This window comes from Antarcticimicrobium sediminis (assembly GCF_004348975.1).
GTDB lineage: Bacteria > Pseudomonadota > Alphaproteobacteria > Rhodobacterales > Rhodobacteraceae > Antarcticimicrobium > Antarcticimicrobium sediminis.
In genome coordinates this window covers 179,753-204,164 of record NZ_SMFP01000007.1, presented here as the reverse complement: position 1 = coordinate 204,164, position 24,412 = coordinate 179,753, and the positions used below count along the sequence as shown (strand labels likewise).

The window sequence follows — 24,412 nt, the reverse complement described above, 5'->3', positions numbered from 1 at the left end:
GAACGCATTGTTTGATTTACTTGTTTCTTTCGCCGGATTTCACGGTGAACATTTTTCTGGAGCCCGCGCCGATGCCCGATGGCCTTACCCCCGAGCAGATCGAATTCATCAACACGTATATTCGGGTGCCCAAGCGCATCGGCAAGAAAAAGGCCCGCAAACGGCGCGATGAGGCGGCGCGTGAATTCGGAAAGTTCAACGTACGTCGTGACGCGGTGGAGGAGCGCATTCTTCTGATCGAGGATCCGAACATGCGCGGCCCCCTGCTGGCCGAACTGGCGCGCGCCGAAGACATCATCGAGGCCAATCCGAAAAAGTTGAACTTCGAGGGCGGGCTCGAAAAGCTGTCCGAGGTGAACACGCTTGTCTGGATCCGGGTGCAGCAGAAAGAGGCCGGCAAAAAGGTCGACGCCATGCGGGATCGGGTTGAAGCCTTGCTGGGCGCGCTCCGCTCCGGCCCCGAGGCGCTGGCGCTCGACAATCAGGGTGACATCGCTTTGGTCTGGGGCTTTGCGCAGGACAAATATCAAAGCGGGGTTGATACCGACTCGGTCGCGGATCTCGACAGCGCGGGCAAGGCGCTGGACCGGTTGTCGGCCCTGTTGGAGGCGGCAGAGGTCGTCAGTCCCTTTGCTTTGCGCGTCGAGGTTCTGCAAGAGGTGCGCGAAAGCGCCGAAGAGGGGCTGGAGGACCGGGTGCAGCAGGCGCGCCGCGACCTGACCGAGGTGTTCAACGGGATGCTGCAACTGCGCGACCGGGCAACGCGGGCGTTTACCGCCGCTGCGATCCCCGACGATATTGCGGCGGTGCTGGACCGAGTCGACCGGCGGTTGGATACGGCGGGCGAGGCGGCGGCGCGGGATCTTCCGGCAGCGGCAACCGCGGCGCGAACGGCCTTTGAGGCAGCCACTGCCGCGGTCGACAGACGGATCGACGACAAGACCGCATGGCGTGAGCTGGAGCGCCGCTTTCTGCGCCCTTGGGATATGCTCACCGGTCACGCGCACAGGGACGAGCCGACCTTTGTAAAGCCGAAATTCGACGTCATCGCAGCCGCCTATGACAGCGCGCAGGGCAAGGCCGATCATGGCGATTTTGCTGGCGCGCATGCCGATCTATTGCCGCAGGCGGCGCGCGCGGTGACGCTGCTGGATATCGCCGATGATTACGGCCGCTACCTTGTGATCGAGGCAACCCGGCAGGCGATGCTGGATGATTTGCCAGCTCCCGGGGGCTATGCCGGGGCGCCGCAGATCAAGACGGCGATCGAGGCCGCGCTGCAGCTGATGGTGGATGCCAAGGCCGCGCGCGACACGGATGACATGGCCGAGGCCGTGCGCAATCTGGATGCGATCCCGGCGGCGGTTGGGGCTTGTGATCGGTTGTTGGTCGCATTGCGCAGCTACAACAGGAATTTGAAAGCGGTCGCCGCAAAGCTCAAGGCCTATGATAAGATGGACGCGGCGGTGACCGACAAGGTCGCAGATGAAATCGACCTGCTGCGCAGCACCCTGAGGGATGCCGTCCAGCTGGCCCGCACCGGCGACTTGCTGGGGGGATCGCATAGGCTGCAGGCGGCGCGGGGACATTTTGTTGCGCTGGACAGAAAGATCGCCCGCGTGACTGCCTTCAACACCGAATATCCGCTTTTCACTGCGCGCCGACGTGCAGCCCGCAGCCGGAAGGGGCCGGGCGGGCGGATCGCGATCGAGGACTACTATCAGCGGCTCAAGGATGACGCGGCGCGTATCAAGGATTACACCACCGGCACCGACAAGGATTTCGGCCTTGCGGTCGCGGCGGCCGTCGCGCTCAAGGACAAGCATGATGCGATGATGGCGCTGGCCGATCAGGCGCAGGATTATCTGCAGAGGCGACAGGATCTGGGCGACGAGATTGCCCGGCTGGAAGGCGGCGCACCGGGCGGCGAGCAGGCCGCCGAGGCCATCGCCATCGTCCGCCAAAGCATGGCAAACGCGCAAGCGGCCAGCCAGTCCGGCGATTGGGCCGACGCTGTGCGTTTGCTGGAGCATGGTGCCATAGAATTGGCCCGGGGCACCCGTGCCGCCGATATTGCCACGCAGATCGACGGCCTGCAGGACGCGACCAAGCTGGATAACATCGTCCGCGATTTTGATGCGGCACTGGCCGAGGTGCAAAACATCGCCCGCGCGGTTGCGACGCTGGATCCCGATAAGGTGTTCGCGGGCAAGCTGAAGGCCGCCGAGCAAACCGCCGCATCGGGCCGCGCCTTGCTGGGCGCGGTGCCGCCAGATGCCGCCGGGGCGCGCGCCTGTATCGAGCAGGGCATCGTCGCCTGCAAGGCGGTGGCGACGCAGATTGGCCAGCGCGAGTTGGTCCAGCAGAAACAAGAGCTGATCGAGCTGGATCGCGATATTCTCAAGGATGGCAATGTCGACAAAAGCCTTGATCCTGAACTGGACGAAGTCAAAACGCGGCTGCGCGCCGCCGGGCGGCTGGAACAGCGCGGCAATTACGCCGCTGCGCTGAACGAGCTGAGCGAGGCGAACCGCCAGATCGGCATCGCCGAGCAGGTGCGCGACGTCTATGCAAGCTGCTATAAACCCGCGCGCGACAGGATCAAGGATGGGCTCAGGGCGTTGCGAAAAGGCACTGTTGCACCCGGCTTGGGGGACGAAATAGCCCGGCTTGAGCGGATCAAGACAGACATGGACGCGGCGCTGGGCGCGCGCGACATTTCTCGCGTCAGGGCGCTGGCCAAGGAAGGAGATGGGCTGCTCATGCCCTATCTGGAACTGGCAGCGAGCTATAAGATGGCCGTTGCAGCGTATAAGACCCACTATACCGATACCGGCGCGAAAGACCTTCATCATCCGGCGATTGCCGAGCAGATCGCGCGCCTGCACGAGGTCATCGCGGGGGTTGATCGCCTGATGGAGCAGCACGCCTATCGCGCCGCCTATGTTCAGATCCTGCGGACCTCTTATCTGGTGGATCGGGTGGTCAAGGCGATTGCCGAGTATCCCGCCTATGAGAAGGCCAAAACCCCTGCCGAGGCTGCGATCCGGTCGCTGCAGGAGCGGGACGATGCGGTGATGGGGCCAGCACATGATCAGATCGATGCGCTCAAGCTGCGCTATGATGCGGCGCTCAAGGATGGCGAGATGACCCAGTTCGCTGGCGCCCTGCGCAAGCTGGAGGGGTTTGTCGCGGCCTGCGACGCGCTTGAGGATCAGGTCGATCACTTTGAACGTTTTGTCGCTGCGCGCGAGGCCGGTCTGGTCGCGCTGCAACGGATCACGGCGCGCGACACCGCCTCTATCGCGCCGCTGTTCGCAAGGTTGGAGGGCAAGCGCGACAATGCCCAGGCCAAGGCGGCTGCCTTTGATTTCACCATGGCCCGCGCCTTGTTCGAAGAGTTGCTCTCAGACTGTGCCACCGCCGCCAATACGATGGACGGGCAGGCGGCCTTTGGTGTGGTGATGGAGACGATCAAGGAGGTGGGGGAAGAGGATAGTGATGGGCTGAAAATGTCGATCAAGGCCGCCGATGCCACCTTCAAACAGCTGCGCGGTCGCCCCTCGGCCATGTATGTAAAGAGCCTGCTGGACGAGGTGCAGAACGCGCTGCAAGCGGCCCGTGACGCGGCCGAGGAAGACTTCGCGACCGCCCGCACCAAGGTCGGCGAGGCGGTCGATCACTGTCGCGCCATTGCCTCGGAAATGGGGCAGTTCGACCAGCTTTGCGATGCCGCCGATCTGGCGCGCGGGCTGGTTGCGACGCTGACGCAACACCCGGAGTATGACGCCAAGCGCGCTGCGGTGGAGGCCGAATCGGCCCGGGTCGAGACGGCGATGACCGAGGCCCGGCGCGATCGCGCCCGGCGCGCCGCCAGCACCGACACCATCGAGCAGGCGATCACGGCCTTGCGGGCCCTGCGCACCGAATTGGATCGGCACGCCACCTATACCGCCGAGCGTAACCAGATCCGGTTCGAGCTGGCCAATCGTCTGGAAAAACACCGCGACCGGCACCTGATCAAATCCGATATCGCCGCCGCCCGCACCGCGCTGGACGCGTCGGAAATCAAGGCGGCTGCCGATGATTACAAGGGCGCGGCAAGCGATCTGAAAACCGCCCGCGCCCAGATCCCGGCGGCCGAGCTGCGCCTGAAACTTGCCGCCAACGAGGTGCCCGATGGGGAAGATATCCGCGCCTTTCTCGGCGATGCGGAAAGCACCAAGGCGCTGGACCGGATCATCAACACGCTGGAGCCGGACATCCAGCGCAAGGTCGTCGCGGTCGCCTTCAAGGAGCGCTTTGGCTGCGATCTGACGCTGTCCAATGCGCGCTGGGTCCAGGGCGATGACGGCAAGTACAAAAAGAAATCGACCAAGGACGACGATTATGATCGGGCCGCCCCCAACCTGCGCCGGTTCTATGATCTGATGGCGGCGCTGCCGGGCAGTGACACGCTGGACAATGACAGTTTCCTGAGCTTTTCGCATCGTGGCGGGGTGCAGGACGGGTCCTATTTCAACTTCGTCTCCAAGGTCGTCGCCATGCATGAGGGCGAGGCCAAGACCAGCGCGATCTATGCCATCAGCCAGGAGGTCGAGTTGGGCCCGCAGGATGACAGGTACATGACCAAAGAGGACGAACCGGTCAGCTTCTTCAACTGGAACACCCTGCACGAGGTCGCCCATGCGGTTGACGACAAGATCGGCTTCATGACCCGGCATCTGGGCGAGGACAACGACACCTATGGCGGCTGGCGTCATTACCGCGCCGACGTGCGCCCGGTGGCCGAGGCGGTGTCGGGCAAGTTTGATTTCGACCCCGCCTATGTGGTCGAATACATGATCAAGGGCGAAAACTCGACGCCGCCGGTGCCCGAGCCGCGCGATTGCGACAGCGAGGAATGGGATCGCCGTCGGCGCGATTGCGAGATCTGGGTGGATCGCGCCCGCACCGGCAAAGCCCCGTGGAAAACCAAGGTGGCGGCGACGTCCTGCACCATCGGCAACCGGGCCTATCACGAAAGCCAGGAGGGGGACTGGGTCAGCTACCTTGCGTCGGCCCGGGGCAAGGGCGTGACCGGCTATCAGTTCCGCGCCCCTGCCGAATGGTTCTCAGAACTGTATGCCGCCTATCACAGCGGCAAGCTCAAGGATTCTCACCCGGCCATGGACTGGCTGAAAGACCTCTGATTCCCCGAAAGGACCGCCCGATATGTCCCTGTTCAGATCCACTGCGATTGGCTGCCCGTCCTGTGGCACCGATATCGCGTTCGAGGAATGCGACAGCGTCAATGCTGACCGCCGGCCCGACCTGCGCGACGAGATACTTGCCGCCACTTTTCAAAGCCTTGCCTGCCCGGCCTGCGCCAAAACGGTGCGGATGGAACCGCAGTTTAATTACCTCGAGGTCGGTGCGGGGCAGTGGATTGCCGTGTTCCCGGGCCGGATGCTGCCCGATTATATCGAGATCGAGGATGCGATCACCGAGGTGTTCGATACCTCCTACGGGGCGCGCGCCCTGCCTGCGGCGCGCGAGATCGGGGCCGATCTTGACGTGCGGCTGGTGTTCGGCTGGCCGGCGCTGGTGGAAAAGCTGGTGCTGCGTGCGGCGGGTCTGGATGATGTGACCATCGAGTTGCTCAAACTCGACCTGATGCGGCGGCTGCCTGAGGTGGAAATGGGGCCGGGGCGCGAATTGCGCGTGACCTCGGTCGAGGCCGATGCCCTGAATTTCAACTGGCTCCTGACTGAGGCAGAGGTGCCGATGGACGGGTTCGCCGCCAATCGGGCCCTTTATGACGCCATCGCCGATGCGCCCGAGCCTTGGGCCCCGATCCGCGCGCAGCTGAGCGACGGTCCTTTTGTGGACATGCAGAAGCTCTTTATCGGCGAGGGGCGCGCCGCCGCGGAATGAACCCGCGTCAGGCGGAGTCGAGGTCTTTCGAGGGGATGATGGGAAAGAACACGCCCGAGGACCACAGCCCGAACCAACCGTCGTGATGGCTGCCCAGATCGACCAGCCGATAAAAGCTTTTGCGGTCGATCAGCGCCTCCAGATCGGCGCGGATCAGGACATAGGGCGCGGGTTCGCCGGTGTCCGGATCGCGCACCACCCGGATCGGGTGCTCGGGGCCGGCTTCGGCCACATCGCCCACATGGGTGGTAAAGCTCAAAACCTGATCGGCGCCTTCGCCCGTCGCCTCAAAATCGACGGCGACGAAGGGCGCGTCATCGACGGTGATTCCCACCTTCTCCACCGGCGTGACGAGGAAATATTTCCCCTCCTCCCGCTTGAGAATCGAGGAAAACAGTTTGACCAGCGCCGGCCGCCCGATCGGGGTGCCAAGATAGAACCAGGTGCCATCGCGGGCGATGCGCATGTCCAGATCGCCGCAAAACGGTGGATTCCACAGGTGCACCGGCGGAAGACCGCGTGTTTTGCTGGCGCGCACCGCCTCGGCGATGCCTTCTGGCGAGGGTGTCACAGGTTTTTGTCCGCTCATCTGTTTTGCCATCTCTTTCCTGCGCTATAGTCTATCAGAACATAAGGCAGAACATATGCCCCCTGAAAGGAATGTCATGTCCGATCCTGACGATCTGCTTGCCGAGATTGAAGCGCTGGAAGCCAAGCTGGCCCAGGCCCGGGCCTCGATCACCCGCCGGTTCATCGGCCAGCAGCGGGTGGTGGACCTGACGCTGGCCGCGTTGTTGTGCGGGGGGCACGCCTTGCTGATCGGTCTGCCGGGGCTGGGCAAGACGCGGCTGGTCGAGACACTGTCGACGGTGATGGGGCTTCACGGCAGCCGCATCCAGTTCACGCCCGACCTGATGCCCGCCGATATTCTGGGCTCCGAGGTGCTGGATACCGCCGCCGATGGCAGCCGCAGCTTTCGCTTCGTGCCGGGACCGATCTTTTGCCAGTTGCTGATGGCCGATGAGATCAACCGCGCCAGCCCGCGCACGCAATCGGCGCTGTTGCAGGCGATGCAGGAACAGGTGGTGACCGTGGCGGGCCAAGATCGCCCGCTTGGTGCGCCGTTCCATGTGCTGGCGACCCAGAACCCGATCGAACAGGAGGGCACCTATCCGCTGCCCGAGGCGCAGCTGGACCGGTTTCTGGTGCAGGTCGATGTGCTTTATCCCGACCGCGAGACCGAGCGCGACATCCTGCTGGCCACCACCGGCGTCGCCGAGGATCGCGCGGTCGAGGTTTTCTCGGCCAAGGAATTGATCGCGGCGCAGACCCTGTTGCGCCGGATGCCGGTGGGAGAGTCGGTGGTCGATCTGATCCTTGATCTGGTGCGCGCCTTCCGCCCGGAGGAGCCGGGGGTGTCGGCACAGGTGGCCGAGACCGTGGCCTGGGGGCCGGGGCCACGCGCGGCACAGGCGTTGATGCTGATGGTGCGGGCGCGGGCGTTGTTGCAGGGGCGGCTGGCGCCCAATGCCGAGGATGTGATCGACATGGCCCGCCCGGTGCTGAGCCACCGCATGGCGCTGAATTTCGCCGCCCGTGCGCGCGGTGACAGCCTCGCCGATCTGATCGAAACAACCGCCGCCGCCCTGACCCGCAGCGAGGCGGCAGCGTGACATCACCCTCTGCCTTGCGCGAACGGGCCGAGGTCGAAGCGGCGCGGTTGCCGCCGCTGCTGGCGCGGGCCGAGCATCTGGCCGGCACCGTTCTGCTGGGCGAGCATGGCCGGCGGCGCGCCGGGCAGGGGGATGATTTCTGGCAATACCGCCCGGCCCAGCCCGGCGACAGTCGGCGGATGATCGACCACCGCCGCTCGGCGCGGGGGGATCAGCAATTCGTGCGCGAGCGGGAATGGCAGATCGCGCAGTCGGTGATGCTTTGGGTTGATCAGGGCGCTTCGATGCGGTTTGCCTCGGGCGACACCCTGCCGAGCAAGGCCGACCGTGCCCGGCTGTTGGCGCTGGCACTGTCGATCCTGCTGATACAGGGGGGCGAACGGGTGGGGCTGACCGGAAGCGCGCTGCCACCCCGGCGCGGGCGCGACCAGATCCTGCGCCTGACCGAGGCGTTCAGCCACGACGATCCGACCGATTACGCCCCGCCCGAACACCGGGCGATGATCCCACATGCCCGCGCCGTGTTCCTGTCTGATTTTCTTGGCGATCTGGGCGAGGTTGAACGCGCCCTGACCAAGGCCGCCGACCGGGGCGTGCGCGGGGTGCTGTTGCAAGTGCTTGACCCGGCCGAGGAAAGTTTTCCGTTTCAGGGGCGTACCATCTTTGAAAGTGTCGGCGGCACGCTGCGACATGAAACGCTCAAGGCGGGCGACTTGCGCGATCGCTACAAGGCGCGGTTGGCGGCGCGGCGCGACCGATTGGCGGCGCTTTGTCGCGTCACCGGCTGGCGGCTGAGCCAGCACCACACCGGCGACAGCGCGCAATCGGCGCTTTTGTGGCTGTACCGGGCGCTTGACGGGGGCACGGCATGACCGTTCTGGGCGGCATCGGCTTTTCCACACCTTGGCTGTTGCTGGGGCTTCTGGCCTTGCCGATCCTCTGGCTGATCCTGCGCGCGATTCCACCGGCGCCCGTGCGGCGGCGGTTCCCGGGGGTGTCCTTGCTGTTGGGGCTCAAGGATGACGAGGCGGTCTCGGATCGTACGCCGTGGTGGTTGTTGCTGCTGCGGATGCTGGCGCTGGCGGCGTTGATCGTCGGGCTGGCTGGCCCGGTGTTGAACCCGCAACAGGACAAGACCGGCAGCGGGCCGGTCCTGATCGTGCTGGATGCCAGCTGGGCCGGTGCGCCGCGCTGGGGCGCGCGGATGGATCTTCTGGATGCGTACCTGGCCGAGGCCGGGCGCGCCGGGCGGCTGGTGGCGTTGCTATCCCTGACCGCGCCGGAGGGGCTGAACTTTCAATCAGCTGATATCTGGCGCAGCCGGTTGCCGGGGGTGGTCCCGGCGCCGTGGCAGCCGACCGAAGCGCAGTTGCAGAGTGCTGGCACGGCGATCGCTGAGGTCGAGGGCGGTTTTGACACCCTGTGGCTGAGCGACGCGCTGGCCTATCCGGGGCGCGCGCCGCTGCTTGCGGCGCTGCAGGCGCGGGGCGCTCTGCGGGTGGTAGAGACCGGGCAACCGGTATTGGGGATCGCCCCGGTTGGGTTCGAGGATGGCGCGGTGCAGCTGACCCTGCAACGCTCGGATCCGGGCCCCGCGCGCGAGGTTACGATCCTGGCGCAGGGCCGCGATCCGGCGGGCACCGCGCGGGTGCTGGTCAGTCTGCCCACACGGTTTGACGATGGGGCAACGCAGGTCACCGCCGCCCTGTCGCTGCCTGCCGAACTGCGGGCGCGGATCACCCGGTTCGAGATTCAGGGCCAACAGTCCGCCGGGGCGATGACGCTGGCCGATGACCGGCTGCGGCGACGCGAGGTGGCGCTGATCGCCGGGCGTGAGGACCGCGAGGGATTGGAACTGTTGTCGCCGCTGCACTATCTCAAACAGGCGCTTGCCCCCACGGCCGATCTGTTGGAAGGGGCGCTGCTGGATCTGCTTCCGGCCAACCCGGATGTGATCGTGATGGCCGATGTCGCTACCCTGTCGCAGGCCGAGCAAGAGGCGCTGACAGGTTGGATCGAAAAGGGCGGCCTGTTGCTCCGTTTTGCCGGGCCGCGACTGGCCGCTAGCGATATGGGCCGCACCGAAGAACACCCGCTGATGCCGGTTCGGCTGCGCAGCGGCGGGCGCACCGTGGGCGGCGCGATGAGCTGGGGCGAACCGAAATCCCTTGCGCCGTTTTCGCCGGGTTCGCCCTTTGCCGGTCTGCCGATCCCCGAAGACGTGCGGGTGCGTGCGCAGGTGATGGCGCAGCCCGACCCGGTGCTGGCCGACCGGGTGATCGCCGCGCTCAGCGATGGTACGCCATTGGTCACGCGCAAGCGGCTGGGTCAGGGGCAGGTGGTGCTGTTTCATGTCACTGCCAATGCGGAATGGTCGAGCCTGCCGCTTTCGGGCCTGTTCGTGCAGATGCTGGAGCGGCTGGCGGTGTCCTCGTCCGCGAAACCGCCAGAGGCGGGCGATCTGGCGGGCACCACATGGCGACCGGTGCAGGTGATGGACGGGTTCGGCGTGCTGCGCGAGGCGGCAAACCTGCCCGGTGTCGCGGGCGAAGCCTTGGCCGGGGCGCCGCTTGGCCCCGATCTGCGCCCCGGCATTTATGACGATGGCGAACGGCGGCTGGCGCGCAATGTGCTGGGCGTCGAGGCTGTTCTGACGCCCGCCACCTGGCCCGATAACGTGCCGGTCGAGACCCTGAGCGGCACGCCAGAGCGACCGCTTGGCGGGCCGCTTCTGGCGCTGGCGCTGCTGCTGTTGGGGATCGATGTGATCGCCGCGTTGGCGCTGGGTGGGCGGTTGATGCCGTCGCGCGGGCGGATCGCGGCGCTGGCGGCGGCTTTGCTGCTGACAGGGCTGCTGGTGGGACTACCCGATGCACCCGCACTGGCGCAGGAGGCGCCGAGCGCGGCAGAAACCGATTTCGCCATCGCCGCCACGCAAGAATTGACGCTCGCCCATGTGCTGACTGGTAACGCGAAACTGGACGACATCGCGCAAGCCGGGTTGCGCGGGCTGTCCGACACGCTTTTCTTTCGCACCTCGGTCGAACCTGCCGCCCCGATCGGGGTGGATCTGGAGCGGGACGAACTGGCGTTCTTTCCGATCCTCTACTGGCCCATAACCCCGGAACAGCCGCGCCCCTCTGACGCGGCTTATGCGCGGTTGAACGCCTATCTGCGCTCGGGCGGGATGATCCTGTTCGACACCCGTGATGCGAATATCGCCAGCTTCGGCGCGGCAAGCCCGAATGGGCGCAAATTGCAGGATCTGGCCGCGCCGCTGGACATCCCCCCGTTGGAGCCGCTGCCGCGCGACCATGTCCTCACCCGCACCTTTTACCTGTTGCAGGATTTTCCGGGCCGTCATGCCGAGGGCCGGATCTGGGTCGAGGCGGCGCCGCCGGGTGCGGAACAGATCGAGGGGATGCCGTTTCGCAACCTCAATGACGGGGTGACGCCGGTCGTGATCGGCGGCAACGACTGGGCCGGGGCCTGGGCGGTGGATCGCGACGGGCGGCCGCTGCTGCCGGTCGGGCGCGGCTTTTCCGGTGAACGACAGCGTGAACTGGCGCTGCGCTTTGGCGTTAACCTGATCATGCATGTGCTGACCGGGAACTATAAATCCGACCAGGTGCACGTGCCCGCATTGCTGGACAGGCTGGGACAATGACCGGAACGATCATCTTTGACCCGCTGATCCCATGGCCGGCGCTGGCGGCGCTGGCGGTGCTGTCCCTCGCGGCGGTTGCGCTGGCGCTGTGGCGGCGCCTCTCTGGCTGGGCGCTGCGGCTGCTGGCGGTTTTGGCGATCCTTGGCGCGCTGACCGGCCCCGGTTATCAGGTCGAGGATCGCGCGCCGCTCAGCGATATCGTGCTGCTGCTGGAAGATGACAGCGCCAGTCAAAGCCTGTCGGACCGGCCCGATCAAATGGCGGCGGCCGCCGATGCGCTGGCTGCGCAACTCAGCGCGCGCCCAAATACCGAGCTGCGCCGGGTGCGGGTGCCCGACGGTGCAGGCGATGCCGGGACCGAGCTGATGACCGCGCTCTCCTCCGCATTGGCCGAGGTGCCGCGTGGGCGTATCGCCGGGATCATCGCGCTGTCGGACGGGCGGGTGCATGACATCGAACGCGCGCCCGATCTGCCCGCGCCGCTGCACCTGTTGCTGACCGGGCGCGCGCGCGATTGGGACCGCCGATTGATCGCGCGCAACGCCCCCGCCTTTGCCATTATTGGCGAACCGGTCACCCTGACGCTTAGAATCGAAGACAGCGGCGCCGCGCCGCAAACCGACGCGCAGGCCCCGCTAGACATCTCGGTGGACGGGGCGCCGCCGCAGCGGTTCACCGTGCCGATCGGGCGCGATATCGACCTGCCTGTTACCCTCCCCCATGGTGGGCGCAACGTGATCCGGTTTTCGGTGCCCGAGGCGAATGGCGAGCTGACCACGCGCAACAACAGCGCACTGATCCAGATGAACGGGGTGCGCGACCGGCTGCGGGTGCTGCTGGTTTCGGGCGAACCGCACGCGGGCGGGCGCACCTGGCGCAACTTGTTGAAATCCGACAGCTCGGTCGATCTGGTGCATTTCACCATCCTGCGCCCGCCCGAGAAACAGGACGGCGTGCCGGTGGACGAACTGTCGCTGATCGCCTTTCCCACCCGCGAACTGTTTCTGGAAAAGATCGACGATTTCGACCTGATCATCTTTGACCGCTACCAGCGGCGCGGCATCCTGCCGGCGATCTATCTCGATAACGTGGCCAACTATGTGACCAAGGGCGGCGCGGTGCTGGTGGCGGCGGGGCCGGATTTCGCCACCGCCGACAGCATCTATCGCTCGCCACTGTCTCCGGTGCTTCCGGCGCGCCCCACCGCCCGGGTGATCGAGCAACGCTATCGCCCCAAGGTTACCGAACTGGGCGCGCGCCATCCGGTCACCGCCGACCTAGGCGGCGGCGATCACTGGGGCGCATGGTTGCGCCAGATCGAGGTCGAACCGGAAGCCAGCGGCGAGGTGGTGATGACCGGCTATGAGGGCAAGCCGCTGCTGATCCTCGACCGTGTGGGCGAGGGGCGGGTGGCGCTGCTGGCCTCGGATCACGCTTGGCTGTGGAGCCGGGGATATGACGGCGGCGGCCCGCAGTTGGAACTGTTGCGGCGGTTGGCGCATTGGATGATGAAGGAACCCGAACTTGAGGAAGAGGCGCTGACCGCCGAGGCCACCGGACAAAGCATGCGCATCACCCGCCGCACCCTGGGCGAGACGGTGGGGCCGGTGACGGTGACCCGCCCCGACGGGTCCGAGGAGGAGATCGCCCTGCAGCAGGTCTCACCCGGCCGCTATGAGGCGAGCTATGACGGGGCAGAGATCGGGCTGTATCGGCTGGCAGAGGGCGACCAGAACGCGGTGATCGGCCTTGGCCCCGCCGCGCCGCGCGAATTCGAACAGACCATTGCCACCGGCGATGTGATGGCATCGGTGATCGCCCCGCTGCGCGGTGGCATCCTGCGGCTTGAGGACGGGTTGCCGCGCCTGCGCGATGTGCGCGCGGGGCGGCCCGCTGCCGGGCGTGGCTGGATCGGGCTGACCCCGCGCGGGGCTTATGAAACCCGCGATGTCCGCCAGACCCCGCTGCTGCCGGCTTGGCTGGTGCTGGTTCTGGCCTCGGCGCTGATCCTTGGCGGCTGGCTGCGCGAGGGGCGGCGTTAGGCACCGGCGCGCTTCTGGAACCTAGTCGAGTTGCACCGTGACCCGGTCGCTGCGCCCGGCGCGATCCACCACCACCAGCGTCGAAAACCCTCGACCGGGGGCCGGGATGTCGAATTCGCGCGCGAATAGCCCGGTTTGCACCGGCGCGCCGTTGGCCAGCACGGTGAACGGGGCGGCACCGCCGTTCAGCTTTAGCGTCAGCCGCCCATCCCCTGCCGCCAGCCGCGCGCCATCGGGCGGAAAGGTCAGCGCCGGCCCGCCGCTGGCGCTTAGCGCGGCGCCACGGGGGCGGTAGCGGCGCAGTGGTAGCGGCAGGTCTGAGGTGCCAAGGATCAGCGTTTCCGGCGGTGGCGGCGGCAGCGGATCGAACGCCGGTTTCAGCCGTCCGAACGCCTCGAACAGCACCGGCGCGGCCAGATCGCCACCAAAGGCCCCGGGCACCGGCGTGCCATCGGCGCGCCCCATCCAGACCCCGATCACATGGCGCCCGTCAAAGCCGATCGCCCAAGCATCGCGGTGGCCATAGGATGTGCCGGTCTTATAGGCCAGCGCCTGCGCCGGGGCACCGGGCGGCGGCGCCAGACCGCGCAGGATATCGCCCAGATGCCAAGCAGCGGCGGGTGAGATCACGCGGGGCGTTTCGGCAAAGGCGGCCTCCTGCCTGTCGCGCAGGACCGGACCCTGTCCGCCCTCGGCGATCACGGTATAAAGCTGAACCAGATCGTGCAGGCTGGTGCCGATGCCCCCCAGCGCGATCGCCAGCCCCGGTGCGCCACCGGGCAGGCGCGGCGCGGTACCCGCACGGCGCAGTGCGCCCATCACCCGCGCAGGCCCCAGATCATTGGTCAGTTTCACCACCGGGATATTCAGCGACATCTGCAGTGCCGCGCGCACCGTCACATCGCCGCGAAAGCGCCCGTCAAAGTTATGCGGCGCATAGCGCCCGAACATCACCGGGCCGTCTTGGATCAGGGTTTCGGGATGCACCAGCCCCTGATCGAAGGCGAGCCCATAGACCAGCGGTTTCAGCGTCGAGCCGGGCGAGCGCAGCGCGCGGGTCATATCGACAAAGCCTTGCCGCCGCTCTGCCCCGCCATAGCCGGGCGAGCCGATACTCGCGAGGATCTCGCCGGTTTGGTGATCCGCGACCACAAGCGCGGCCGAGACACGCGGCCCGGCCTTGCGCGCGGCCTCGGTGACCAGCGCCGCCATCCGCGCCTGAAGCCCGGCGTCGAGCGTCACGTCATGGCGCGGCGCCATCGGATCGGCGGCGCGCAGGGCATCGCCCAGATGTGGCGCCAGCATCGGAAACGGCTGCATCGCAACGGGCAGCGGCGCGCGGATCGCCGTGGCCGCCGCCTCGGCGGTGAGTGCGCCACGGTCCTGCATCCGCGCCAGCACCCGGGCGCGGGCCGCGCGGGCGGCTTCGGGGTGGCGGTCGGGGCGGCGCGATTCCGGCGATTGCGGCAGCGCCACAAGCAGCGCCGCCTGTGCCGGGGTCAGCCGCGCTGGTTCCTTGCCGAACCAGGCGACGGTGGCGGCGCGGATGCCTTCGAGATTGCCGCCAAAGGGGGCATGGGTAAGATACAGGTTCAGGATCCGGTCCTTGCTCAGCCGTCGTTCCAGCGTCAGCGCGACGCGGACCTGTCGCAGCTTGCCGGACCAGCGCCCGGTGCTGCCATCCTCCAACAGCCGAGCCACCTGCATGGTCAGGGTCGAACCGCCGGAAACGGCCCGCCGATGCCAAAGGGCCTGCGCCACGGCCCGCCCCATCGCCATCAGGTCGACGCCGTGATGGCTGCGAAACCGCTTGTCCTCATAGGCCAGCAGCATCTCCAGATAGTGCGCATCAACGTCGCCCAGCGGCGGCGGGGCCAGCCGCATCAGCCCGTCCGCCACCGGATAGGCGCGCAACAGGACGCCGTTGCGATCGCGGATTTCGACTCCGGTCTCGGCCAGCACAAGCGGCAGCTCGGTGGTGGCGATCCATCTGTCGAGCCAGCGCTCGGCGGTATCGCGCAGCGCCGCTGCCGAAAACAGCAGCAGCGCCAACGCGAAGGGCCAGCGCGCCCTCATTCGTGCACGATCACCTGACCGGTATCGCCATGCGCGCGATAGCGGGGGCGATACATGTCCTCGACCGCTGCCGCCGGGTGGTGGAACAGGCCCGGTGTCACCGCCCGCACGATATAGGCCAGCGTCACCTTGCCCGCCTCGCGCATGTTGATGGCGGCGAGGAACCTATCGCTGCGGAATTCCACATGTTCCGCCTCTGAGGGTTTCAGCCAGTCCAGCGCCCGCACATCGCCCGAGCGCAGCAGGTTCGGATTGTCGATCTCGAACCCGGCGGGCAAGGGATCATCCACCATCAGCCGGGCACCGGTTTTCTCGAACGGGGTGACCTCGATCACCGTGACCAACCGCTCGCCCACGGTAAAGTCGTGGCGCTCTACCGGCGCCCCTTCAAGGCTGTAGTAGCGCCGCGTGATCGCATAGCCGGTGCCGCCCGCTTTTGGCGCCACCTCGGGCACGCCCAGCGTGGTCAGCGTGATATTGGTGGCCTGCCCGCTGGCGGTGGTGATCTCCGCCCCCGGTCCGGTGGCATCATCGCCGCGCATCTGCACAAAGGCTCCTGCGACCGGCGCCCTATCCACCAGCAAACCCGAGTGTTCGGGCGATTTGATCAGCGCATGCGCCGCCAGCAGCGACCACGCCGCCTCCTGCGTTGAAAGCCGCAGATCTGCCCCTGTGATGCGCGCGCTCAGCGCATCGGCATCCACCGCCGCGCTGCCTGCCTCGCTGGCCAGCGCAAGAACCCCCGCAGAATCGCGCAGGTCGGTGCCATAGTCGGCGCGCCAAGCGCGTCCGGTTTCTGGCCGGGTCTCGATCAGCCGTGCGGCGCGGGTGAACATCGCGTCCGCGCGCGGTTGATCGCCATAGGCCGCCAGCGCCGCGCCCAGTTGCGCCGCCGCCAGCGGGGTGGTGAAATCGCCGCCCTTCACATCGGCGTAATAGCGCAGGTCGCCCATCGCCGCCGCGCCTTCGCGAGCCAGCACCATCAGCGCATAGGCGACATCGCTGCCCGCGTCGTCGCCCGCGTCGAAATCGGGGACGTAGTTGACCCGGTTGCGCAGATTGTCCAGCGCTTGGCGAAGCGCGCGTTCGGGCACCTCATGGCCTTCGGCCTGCGCCCGCGACAGGAAGTCGGTGACATAGGCGTCCAGCCAGAAATCCCCCGATTCCGCCCGCCACAAACCAAACGAGCCGTTGGGCGCTTGCCGCGTCAGAACCTGCGAGATTGCACCGGCGATGCGGGCCTCGACCGCCGGGCCATTGCCCAGCCCAGCGGCCTTTGCCACCGATGACAGGTACAACAACGGCAGCGCCTTTGACGTCACCTGCTCGGTGCAGCCATAGGGATAGCGGTCAAGCCGCGCCAGCAAGCCCGGTGCGTCGAACCGCGCCAGCGGACCCGCCGACAGGATCGCGCTGGCCGTGCCCGGCATCAGCCCGGCAAAGACGTCGTTGCTGAACACGAACCGGTCGCCCGCCGCGAGCGAGAAGCGCCGGGTCTGCGCCACCTCGGGATCGTTGCTGCGCACCGGCAGCCGCAGGCTTTGGGTCAGGGTCTTGCCATCCGGCGTGCGCAACGCCAGGTCGATCACCGGATCGCCCACGGAGCTGGCGTGAACCAGCACCTCGAACACCGCTTTGCCGCCTTGGGTCAGCTCAAACGGGGCAGGGTCCCCGCCCAGCACGATGCCGGTGCCGCGTGTGCTCAGGTCCAGTTCCATCTGGCCCACCGGACCGTCGGCATGGACCACCTCAAGCCGGATCCGGCTGTCGTCGCCGGGGGCGAGAAAGCGCGGCAGGCTGGCGGTCACCACCACCGGGTCGCGCACGATCATATCGGCCTCGGCCTGACCGACAGCGCCCCGTGTCCAGGCCACCGCCATCAGCCGTACCGTGCCGTTGAAATCGGGCAGGTCGATATCGATCACCGCCTCGCCCTCCGGCCCCACTTGAACCGGGCCAGAGAACACCGCCATCAGATCCTGCGTTGGCGGCGGCGATTGCATCCGCATCCCGGCATCGGCATCGCCGCCCGAGCGGACGGTTCCCATCGCGCCGTTCATGCCGTCGATCAACCGACCATAGACATCGCGCAGTTCGACCCCTAGCCGCCGCTGGCCGAAATAATAGCCTTGCGGATCGGGGCTTTGAAAACCGGTGAGGTTGAGGATGCCCAGATCCACGGCAGACAGCGTCAGCCAGGCCTGGTCGCCCTGTTGCGCCCCCGTCACCGCGACGCGCACCTGTTGGGTGCCGCGCGGGCGGGTCAGGTCTGGCGCGTCGATGCTGACCTGCAAGGCCTTGTCGCCGGGGGCGATGGCCGCATGGACAAGACCAATGGCGCGCGCCGGTGCCTGTCCCGTGGCCACGTCCATCGGTCGGATCACGGTGGCGGTGACATAGGCGCCGGTGCCCCAGTCCGCCGTCACCTCCAGCGGAATCACGGCTTCGCCCGCGTCAACCGTCACCGACCGACGGGAAATCACCCGATCCCCCATCACCGTGATCAACGCAGTGCCCCCGGCACGCGGCACGATGCGCAGCTTGGCGGTGTCGCCCACGGCAAAGGTCTCGCGGTCCAGCGACATCTCTAAACGGTCGGGGGTCGAGGAGGCATCCGCCGCGCCATACCAACCGGCATAAAAATCGACCGAGGCCGCCGTATCGACCCCGTCAAGATGTTCCACCACCAGCTCATATTCACCCCAGTCCACGGGGGCCGAGAGCGTCAGCGGCGTGCCGTCCAGCGTGGCCGTGCCGCTGGCGATGCGGCTGCGCCGTGTCACCGGCTCCCAGTCCCAGTTGCCGTAAAGCTGGTACCACTGGTACCGGGTGGTGACCCGGTTCAGGGTCCAGCGCACCGGCATCGGTTCCGGCGTCAGCTCGGGCGACAGGGCGATCACCTCGAACCGGGCCTCGGTGCCCTCGGAGACCACCTCATCGAACAGCGGCTTGATCCCGATCACCGGGCCATCGGGGCGCACCGGCACGCTCAACCGGCGTTCCACCGGGCGGGCTGAACCATCGGCAAGCCGCGCGATCACGGTGGCCTCCAGGGGTTGACCGCCGACTTCGGGGCGGGGCAGTTCGATCGCCACGCTGGCATGCCCTTTGGCGTCGGTCTTGCTGCCACCGAAATAGCTGCTTTGCGCATGGGCCGTGGTGTCGTGGCGGCCAAAGCGATAGCCGGGCCAACCGGCCACCGTCGACGCAGGGCGCAGCATGACCTGCCCCTCGATGTTCAGGTCCGCACCCGGTGCGCCGAACAGATAGCGGGCCTCGATGTTCAGCGGCGGCGTATCGCCCGCGCGCAGCGCCGCCTCGGGCAGCGTCAGGTCAAAGTCGATCCGTTCGGGCAGGAAATCCTCGACCAGAACGGTCTGGCGCGCCAAGGCGGGCGCATCCGGGTCGGTCTTGATCTCCAGCTGCCAAGACCCGCGCGGCGCGCTGGCCCCGACGGGAAAGGCGAACACATGGCCGCCCGCATCGCCGCCGCCAGAGATGTGGCGACGGTATTCCACCCCGTCGGGTCGGCTGAGGATGGCGATCAGCGGCAATCCCTCGATCGCCAGCGCGGTGTCGTCGCGGGCCAGCGCAGTGGCGTGGATCGTCTCGCCCGCGCGATAGGCACCCCGGTCGGTGGTCAGGAACACATCCACCGGCCCGGCGGGCGCGCGCCCCTCGACGCCACGGTCGGACAGGTCAAAGGCGGGTTCGGTCAGCGATAGAAAGCTCAGGTCATCCTCGCCCAATCGAGCCACGACCAACGCCGGTGCCGCGCCACCGCTGCCCCGGGTCAGGCCGGGCGCAAACAGCGCATGACCATCGGCCCCGGTCTGCACCGTGCCCAGCACTGCATTGGCGCGCGAGATCAGCGTCAGTTCGACCCCGGCGCGCGCTTGCGCATCCGACAGCCCGGCGACCTGCACATGCAGTCCGTCGCTGCCCGACAGGGTGGACAGCCCGAGATCGGACAAGACGAACCACTGCGTCGCGCCGGGATCATCATAAGGGTCGGCCCCCGGCAGCTTGGCGCTGAGCACATAGATCCCCGGCCCCTGTCCGGCGATGGCCTCGCCCATCGGCAGGCGGGTGGTCATGTCGTGGTTCAGATCATTTTGCACCTCGGCACTGCCGGTCCAGACGTCTTGGGCGACGCTGTCGGCGAAGTCCTCTTGCTGCCACTGCGACAGGGGCCGGGCGAAATAGTCTTGCTGCATCGCGCGGATCAGGTTGCGGTCGCTGACGCGGCGCAGGGTCAACTCCAGCTTGTCGACATTGACGGTCTCGACCGGCAGCGCGGCATCGGCGGATTTCGCCAGCACATAGGCGCGGCCCGGGAACCGTACAGTCGGGCTGCGATCCTGTACGTAGTGGGTCAGCTCGATGTCCTTTTGCAGCTTTTCACCGCTGGCCGCCGGAAGCCCCCGGCGAAAGGTGATGCGATAGCGTTTGCCATGCTCGATCCCGTCAACGCAGAGTTGCCGCCCCTTGGCCTGAACCGCCAGCCCCGGTTCGGGGAGCTGCAGAAAGGGGTCATACTCCACCCCCGCCGCGACCAGATCCTCGGAGAAGGTGGCGCAGATGCGCGGCGCGTCGGTGTCGCTTTCGACGGTGCTTTCGGTGATGCGGAACCCGTATTTGCCGATCGCGGCATCAAGAGCGGCAAGGCTGTCGGTGCGCGGCTGGATATCATTGGCCAGACGCAGCGCCGGGATCATGTCACGCCCCCGGTCGTTCCGCTCCAGCGCCTGCGCCAGAATGTCGAGTGCACTGGCGCGCGCGCCGTCGCTGTCGGCGCGCAGATAGCCATTGATCGCGGCCTCTTGTGCGCGGCGGTCATAGGCGCGCTGGCGGCTGCTGCTGTCGCTGTGCAGGTCCAGCAGCAGGCGGGCATAGTCTGTCCAATAGGCCCCCGCATCGGTCAGCGACACCGCCGCGCCGGTCCAGTTCGCCGCGCTCAGGGTATTGCCGGACTGCAGGCTGGTGGTCATCGCGTTCAGAACCGTACTCAGCTCCACCCCCCCGGCGCGGTGCATCAGGCCCAGATCGCGGGCTCGGTCGCGGGCCTTCGCCATATCGTCTTCGCTCAGGAAATCCAGATCGGCGGCGCGTGTCGTTCCGCGCGCGAGGGCTGCGGCGGAGGTGGCGATTTTTTCCGCCGAGAGCGCGCCGACATAGGGGCTTCGCTCGCTGACGCGGCTTTTGGGGAAACAGGCGTTGGCGCGGGTGTTATAGGTAAAGGCGATACAGCGCGAATTGGCGCTACAGGCGCGCAGACAACTGGGCAGGTCGGTCTCGAACAGCGGATCAAGGTCAGATCCGTAGAAATCCGTGTCGTTGGTCACGACATAGCGAAATTCTGGCAGCGGCTGCTGGGGCTGTTGGGCCAGTGCCACCACACTCCAGAGAGCTGCGAAAATCAGGCCGAGGGCCGCGCGCATAATATGGGTCATGAAATTGTCTCCGTGCTATGACCCAAGGGTCGCACGGGGCGGCAGGAGTTGGCAACGATTCCTGTCCCGCTTTGCGTCCCGATCCGGTCGTGTCAGCCGGGCCGGGACGGGGGCGCGTCAGGTCTTTCCGGCGTCTTGGGGGCGCACGAAAACCGGCTTGTTTTGCTCAGACAGATCCGGGCGATAGACATAACCGCCAGTGTCGAAATCGCGCAAGCTGTCGGGGTCGCTTAGCCGGTGCTGGATGATGAAGCGGGCCATCGCGCCGCGCGCCCGCTTGGCGTAAAAGCTGACGATCTTTGGCGCGCCGGCCTTATCCTCCATGAACACCGGCGCAATCACTCGCGGTTTCAATGTCTTGAGATCAACGGCACCGAAATATTCCTGACTGGCGCAGTTGACCAGAATGTCGGTACCCAGCGTCTCGGCCTGTTCATTCAGCGCCTTGGAAATCCGGTCGCCCCACCAGGCATACAGCGAGCCGCCGCGCGCGGTTTTCAACCGGCTGCCCATTTCCAGCCGATAGGGCTGGATCGCGTCACGTGGACGCAGCACGCCATAGAGACCGGACAGGATGCGCAAATGGTCCTGCGCCCAGTCCATTTCCTCGGGGTCGAGCGAGGCGGCCTCAAGCCCCTGATAGGTGTCGCCGGCAAAGGCCAGCGCGGCGGGCCGGGTGATGTCGGGCGCGGGGGTATCCGCGAAATCACGGAACCTGTCGCGGTTCAGCGTGGCCAATGAGGCGCTGATTTTCATCAGTTTTTGCAGATCTTCCGCGCTCAGCCCCCGGGCGACCTCGGCCAGCGCCACGGCGTCCGCGCCGAAGCGCGGTTCACTCGTCTCGATGTCGCGTTCGCTCCAGTCCAGCTTCTTGGCTGGTGAGATCAAAACCAACATATTCTGCCCCTTGGATGTATCTTCAACCCGATCTAGCCCGCGTCGCGCAAAACGTCCAGAAAGGCCGGGCCGAAACGCTCCGCCCGCCGCTCACCCAGCAGCCGCACCAGCGCGGTTTCGTCGCTGGGCCGTTGTTGGGCCACCTTGGCAAGCTGCGCGGCGGAACAGCTGAGCGGTTTGTCGATGCCGCCTTCGCCCCGTGACAGCCCGGCCTGCGCCTCCAGCAACTGGTCAAACAGGCTGCCCGCCGCACGCCCGGCGAGCTTGCGGCGTTGCGGATGGGCTTGCGGCTCTGCCGCGCCGTTGATCACTTCAAGAAAGGCGGCACCATAGCGGTCGAGTTTCTTGGCCCCGACGCCGTTGACGCGCGCCATCTGATCAAGGGTCGCGGGCCGGGTTTCGGCCATTTCGATCAGCGTGCGGTCGGGGAAAATGACATAGGCGGGCACCTTGGCGGCCTCGGACAGGGCGCGGCGTTTGGCCTTGAGCGCCGACAGCAGCGGCGCGTCCTCGTCCGAGACCAGCGCTTTGACGGCGGGGCGGCGTTGCTGCGCGGCGCGGCGCAGCACATCGCGGCGCAGCGTGATCGTCTGTTCTCCGCGCAGGATCGGCAGGGCGGTGTCGGTCATCTTGAGCGCGCCGTGGCGTTCGGCGTCGGGGCGCAGCAGGTCGCGCCCCATCATCTGGCGAAAGATCGCGGACCATTGGCGTTTGTCATACTCTTTGCCGACGCCGTAGGTGGGCAACCGGTCATGGCCTCGGTCGCGGATGCGGTCGGTTTCGGTTCCAGTCAGGATGTCGGTCAGATGGCCAGCACCGAACCATTCCTCGGTGCGCAGGATCGCCGACAGCGCCATACGCACCGGTGTCGTCGCATCAAACAGCTCGGGCGGGGTTTCGCACAGGTCGCAATTGCCGCACGGCTCTGACGTCTCGCCGAAATAGGCCAGCAGCGCCTGCCGCCGACAGCCCAGTGCCTCGGCCAGCCCCAGCAGCGCGTTCAGCCGTGCGTGATCGGCGGTGCGGCGCTCTGGCGGGGCCAGCCCCTCGTCGATTTGCGAGCGGCGCAGGCGGATGTCGTCGGGGCCATAAAGCGTCAGCGTCTCGGCCGGAGCGCCGTCGCGGCCAGCGCGGCCGATCTCCTGATAATAGGATTCGATGCTTTTGGGCAGGTCGGCATGGGCGACCCAGCGGATATCCGGCTTGTCGATCCCCATGCCAAAGGCGACGGTGGCGACCACGATCAAACCATCCTCGCGGGCAAAGCGCGTCTCGACCGTGCGGCGATCCTCGGAGTCCATGCCGCCGTGATAGAAACAGGCGCTGTGGCCGTCGTCCGACAGCGCCTTGGCCAGCGCCTCGGTCTTGGCGCGCGTGCCGCAATAGACGATGCCGGAATGGCCCCGGCGCGCTGACGCAAAGTCGAGGATCTGGCGGCGCGGCCCGTCCTTGGCGGTAAAGGCAAGGTGGATGTTGGGCCGATCAAATCCGCCGAGAAAGCTGCGCGGCGCGATGCCATCGAACAGCTTTTCGACGATTTCCTCGCGGGTTTCTGCATCCGCCGTGGCGGTGAAGGCGGCGAGCGGAACATCCAGCGCGCGGCGCAATTCCCCGATGCGCAGGTAATCGGGGCGGAAATCGTGGCCCCACTGGCTGACGCAATGGGCCTCGTCGACCGCGATCATCCCGACCCCGATCCGCCGCAACATCCCCAGCGTCGCCCCCGAGGCCAGCCGTTCCGGCGCCATGTACAGCAGCTTCAGCCGCCCGGCTTCCAGCGCGGCCCAGACGGCATCGGTTTCGTCCTGAGTATTGCCCGAGGTCAGCGCGCCGGCCTCGACGCCGGCCTCCTGCAACCCTCGCACCTGATCGCGCATTAAGGCGATCAGCGGCGAGATCACCACGGTCACCCCGTCGCGCAACAGCGCAGGAAGCTGAAAACACAGGGATTTGCCGCCCCCCGTGGGCATGATCGCCAGAACGTTCTCGCCCTGCGTCACCGCATCCACGATCTCTTCCTGGCCGGGGCGGAAGGTTTCGAATCCGAAGACATCGCGCAACAACGGGGAGGGGCCGGGCATCGCAATCGCCTCGTTCATTCTGTTTGCCTGCTCTTGTGCAAGAGTTTCACACACTCGGATTCGGCGAACAAGAGCGGGGCGAACAAGAGCGGCAGGATCACGGCAGGGACGGTGTCAGCCGAGCGGCTGGCAGGGGGGCCAGATGACCGGCCAACAGACCGGCCAACAGACCAGAGTGCGCAGGTCAGTAGAACAGCGCGATGTTGTTCTGCAGCACGATGCGGATCACGACGATCGCCAGCAAGACGACCAGAGGCCCCAAATCAAGCCCGCCCATCGGCGGCAGCACCCGGCGGATCGGACCATACAGCGGTTCAAGCACACGGTTCAGCCCGTACCAGATCTGCGCCACGATTTGCTGGCGCATGTTCAGCACCTGAAAATTGATCAGCCAACTCATGATCACATGCGCGATGACAAAGAACCACACCACGTCGAGGATCAGCATCAGGATTTGAAACAGCGATTGCATCGGTTTTTCCCTATTCGAAACGTCTCCGACCTAAGACGGGCGCGGGTAAAGGGCAAGGGGGCGGTCTGTGTCCCACCGGAAACAGGGCGAAAACCTGATGCAAACAGACGCGAACGGGCGGAAACACACAGAAAC

At 66.6% G+C, this 24,412-nt stretch carries 12 protein-coding genes; 6 read left to right on the top strand and 6 right to left on the bottom strand.

The window, feature by feature from the left end; genetic code table 11:
* Positions 1 to 44: 44 nt before the first annotated feature.
* A complete protein-coding gene (locus tag E1B25_RS12515) occupies positions 45 to 5,192 on the top strand; it encodes a hypothetical protein (RefSeq protein ID WP_132829712.1) in 5,148 nt (1,715 codons plus the stop codon).
* Between the two features lie 22 nt (positions 5,193 to 5,214).
* Positions 5,215 to 5,916 carry a CpXC domain-containing protein gene (locus tag E1B25_RS12510; RefSeq protein ID WP_132829710.1) on the top strand — a complete coding sequence of 234 codons (702 nt, stop codon included), beginning with the start codon at positions 5,215 to 5,217 and terminating at the stop codon, positions 5,914 to 5,916.
* A gap of 7 nt (positions 5,917 to 5,923) precedes the next feature.
* On the opposite strand, the gene E1B25_RS12505 is transcribed toward E1B25_RS12510, so the two are convergent.
* Complete coding sequence (locus E1B25_RS12505; RefSeq protein WP_132829708.1) at positions 5,924 to 6,505, bottom strand: DUF1285 domain-containing protein; 582 nt, start codon at positions 6,503 to 6,505, stop codon at positions 5,924 to 5,926.
* A 76-nt stretch (positions 6,506 to 6,581) separates the two neighbouring features.
* On the opposite strand from E1B25_RS12505, the gene E1B25_RS12500 reads away from it, so the two are divergent.
* From E1B25_RS12500 to E1B25_RS12485, 4 genes are read left to right on the top strand one after another with little or no spacing between them, the layout of a single operon-like run.
* Positions 6,582 to 7,589 carry an AAA family ATPase gene (locus E1B25_RS12500; protein WP_132829707.1) on the top strand — a complete coding sequence of 336 codons (1,008 nt, stop codon included), beginning with the start codon at positions 6,582 to 6,584 and terminating at the stop codon, positions 7,587 to 7,589.
* Positions 7,586 to 8,461 (top strand): DUF58 domain-containing protein, encoded by an 876-nt coding sequence (locus E1B25_RS12495; protein WP_132829705.1) that lies wholly within the window; start codon positions 7,586 to 7,588, stop codon positions 8,459 to 8,461. Before E1B25_RS12500 ends, E1B25_RS12495 begins: the two co-directional genes overlap by 4 nt.
* Positions 8,458 to 11,256, top strand: a complete 2,799-nt coding sequence (locus tag E1B25_RS12490; protein WP_132829703.1) for a DUF4159 domain-containing protein — start codon at positions 8,458 to 8,460, stop codon at positions 11,254 to 11,256. The genes E1B25_RS12495 and E1B25_RS12490 overlap by 4 nt, the downstream gene beginning before the upstream one ends.
* Positions 11,253 to 13,298, top strand: a complete 2,046-nt coding sequence (locus tag E1B25_RS12485; protein WP_132829701.1) for a hypothetical protein — start codon at positions 11,253 to 11,255, stop codon at positions 13,296 to 13,298. Before E1B25_RS12490 ends, E1B25_RS12485 begins: the two co-directional genes overlap by 4 nt.
* A gap of 21 nt (positions 13,299 to 13,319) precedes the next feature.
* On the opposite strand, the gene pbpC is transcribed toward E1B25_RS12485, so the two are convergent.
* The 5 genes from pbpC to E1B25_RS12460 form a co-directional block, all read right to left on the bottom strand.
* Positions 13,320 to 15,374, bottom strand: a complete 2,055-nt coding sequence (gene pbpC / locus E1B25_RS12480) for a penicillin-binding protein 1C (RefSeq protein WP_132829700.1) — start codon at positions 15,372 to 15,374, stop codon at positions 13,320 to 13,322.
* Positions 15,371 to 20,827 (bottom strand): alpha-2-macroglobulin family protein, encoded by a 5,457-nt coding sequence (locus E1B25_RS12475; RefSeq protein WP_245510706.1) that lies wholly within the window; start codon positions 20,825 to 20,827, stop codon positions 15,371 to 15,373. Before E1B25_RS12475 ends, pbpC begins: the two co-directional genes overlap by 4 nt.
* A gap of 117 nt (positions 20,828 to 20,944) precedes the next feature.
* On the bottom strand, positions 20,945 to 21,724 hold the full coding sequence (gene yaaA, locus E1B25_RS12470; protein WP_132829698.1) for a peroxide stress protein YaaA: 780 nt from the start codon (positions 21,722 to 21,724) through the stop codon (positions 20,945 to 20,947).
* Positions 21,725 to 21,756: 32 nt separating this feature from the next.
* Positions 21,757 to 23,805, bottom strand: a complete 2,049-nt coding sequence (gene recQ, locus E1B25_RS12465) for a DNA helicase RecQ (RefSeq protein ID WP_132829806.1) — start codon at positions 23,803 to 23,805, stop codon at positions 21,757 to 21,759.
* Positions 23,806 to 23,989: 184 nt separating this feature from the next.
* Positions 23,990 to 24,277, bottom strand: a complete 288-nt coding sequence (locus E1B25_RS12460) for a YggT family protein (RefSeq protein ID WP_132829696.1) — start codon at positions 24,275 to 24,277, stop codon at positions 23,990 to 23,992.
* Positions 24,278 to 24,412: the final 135 nt, after the last annotated feature.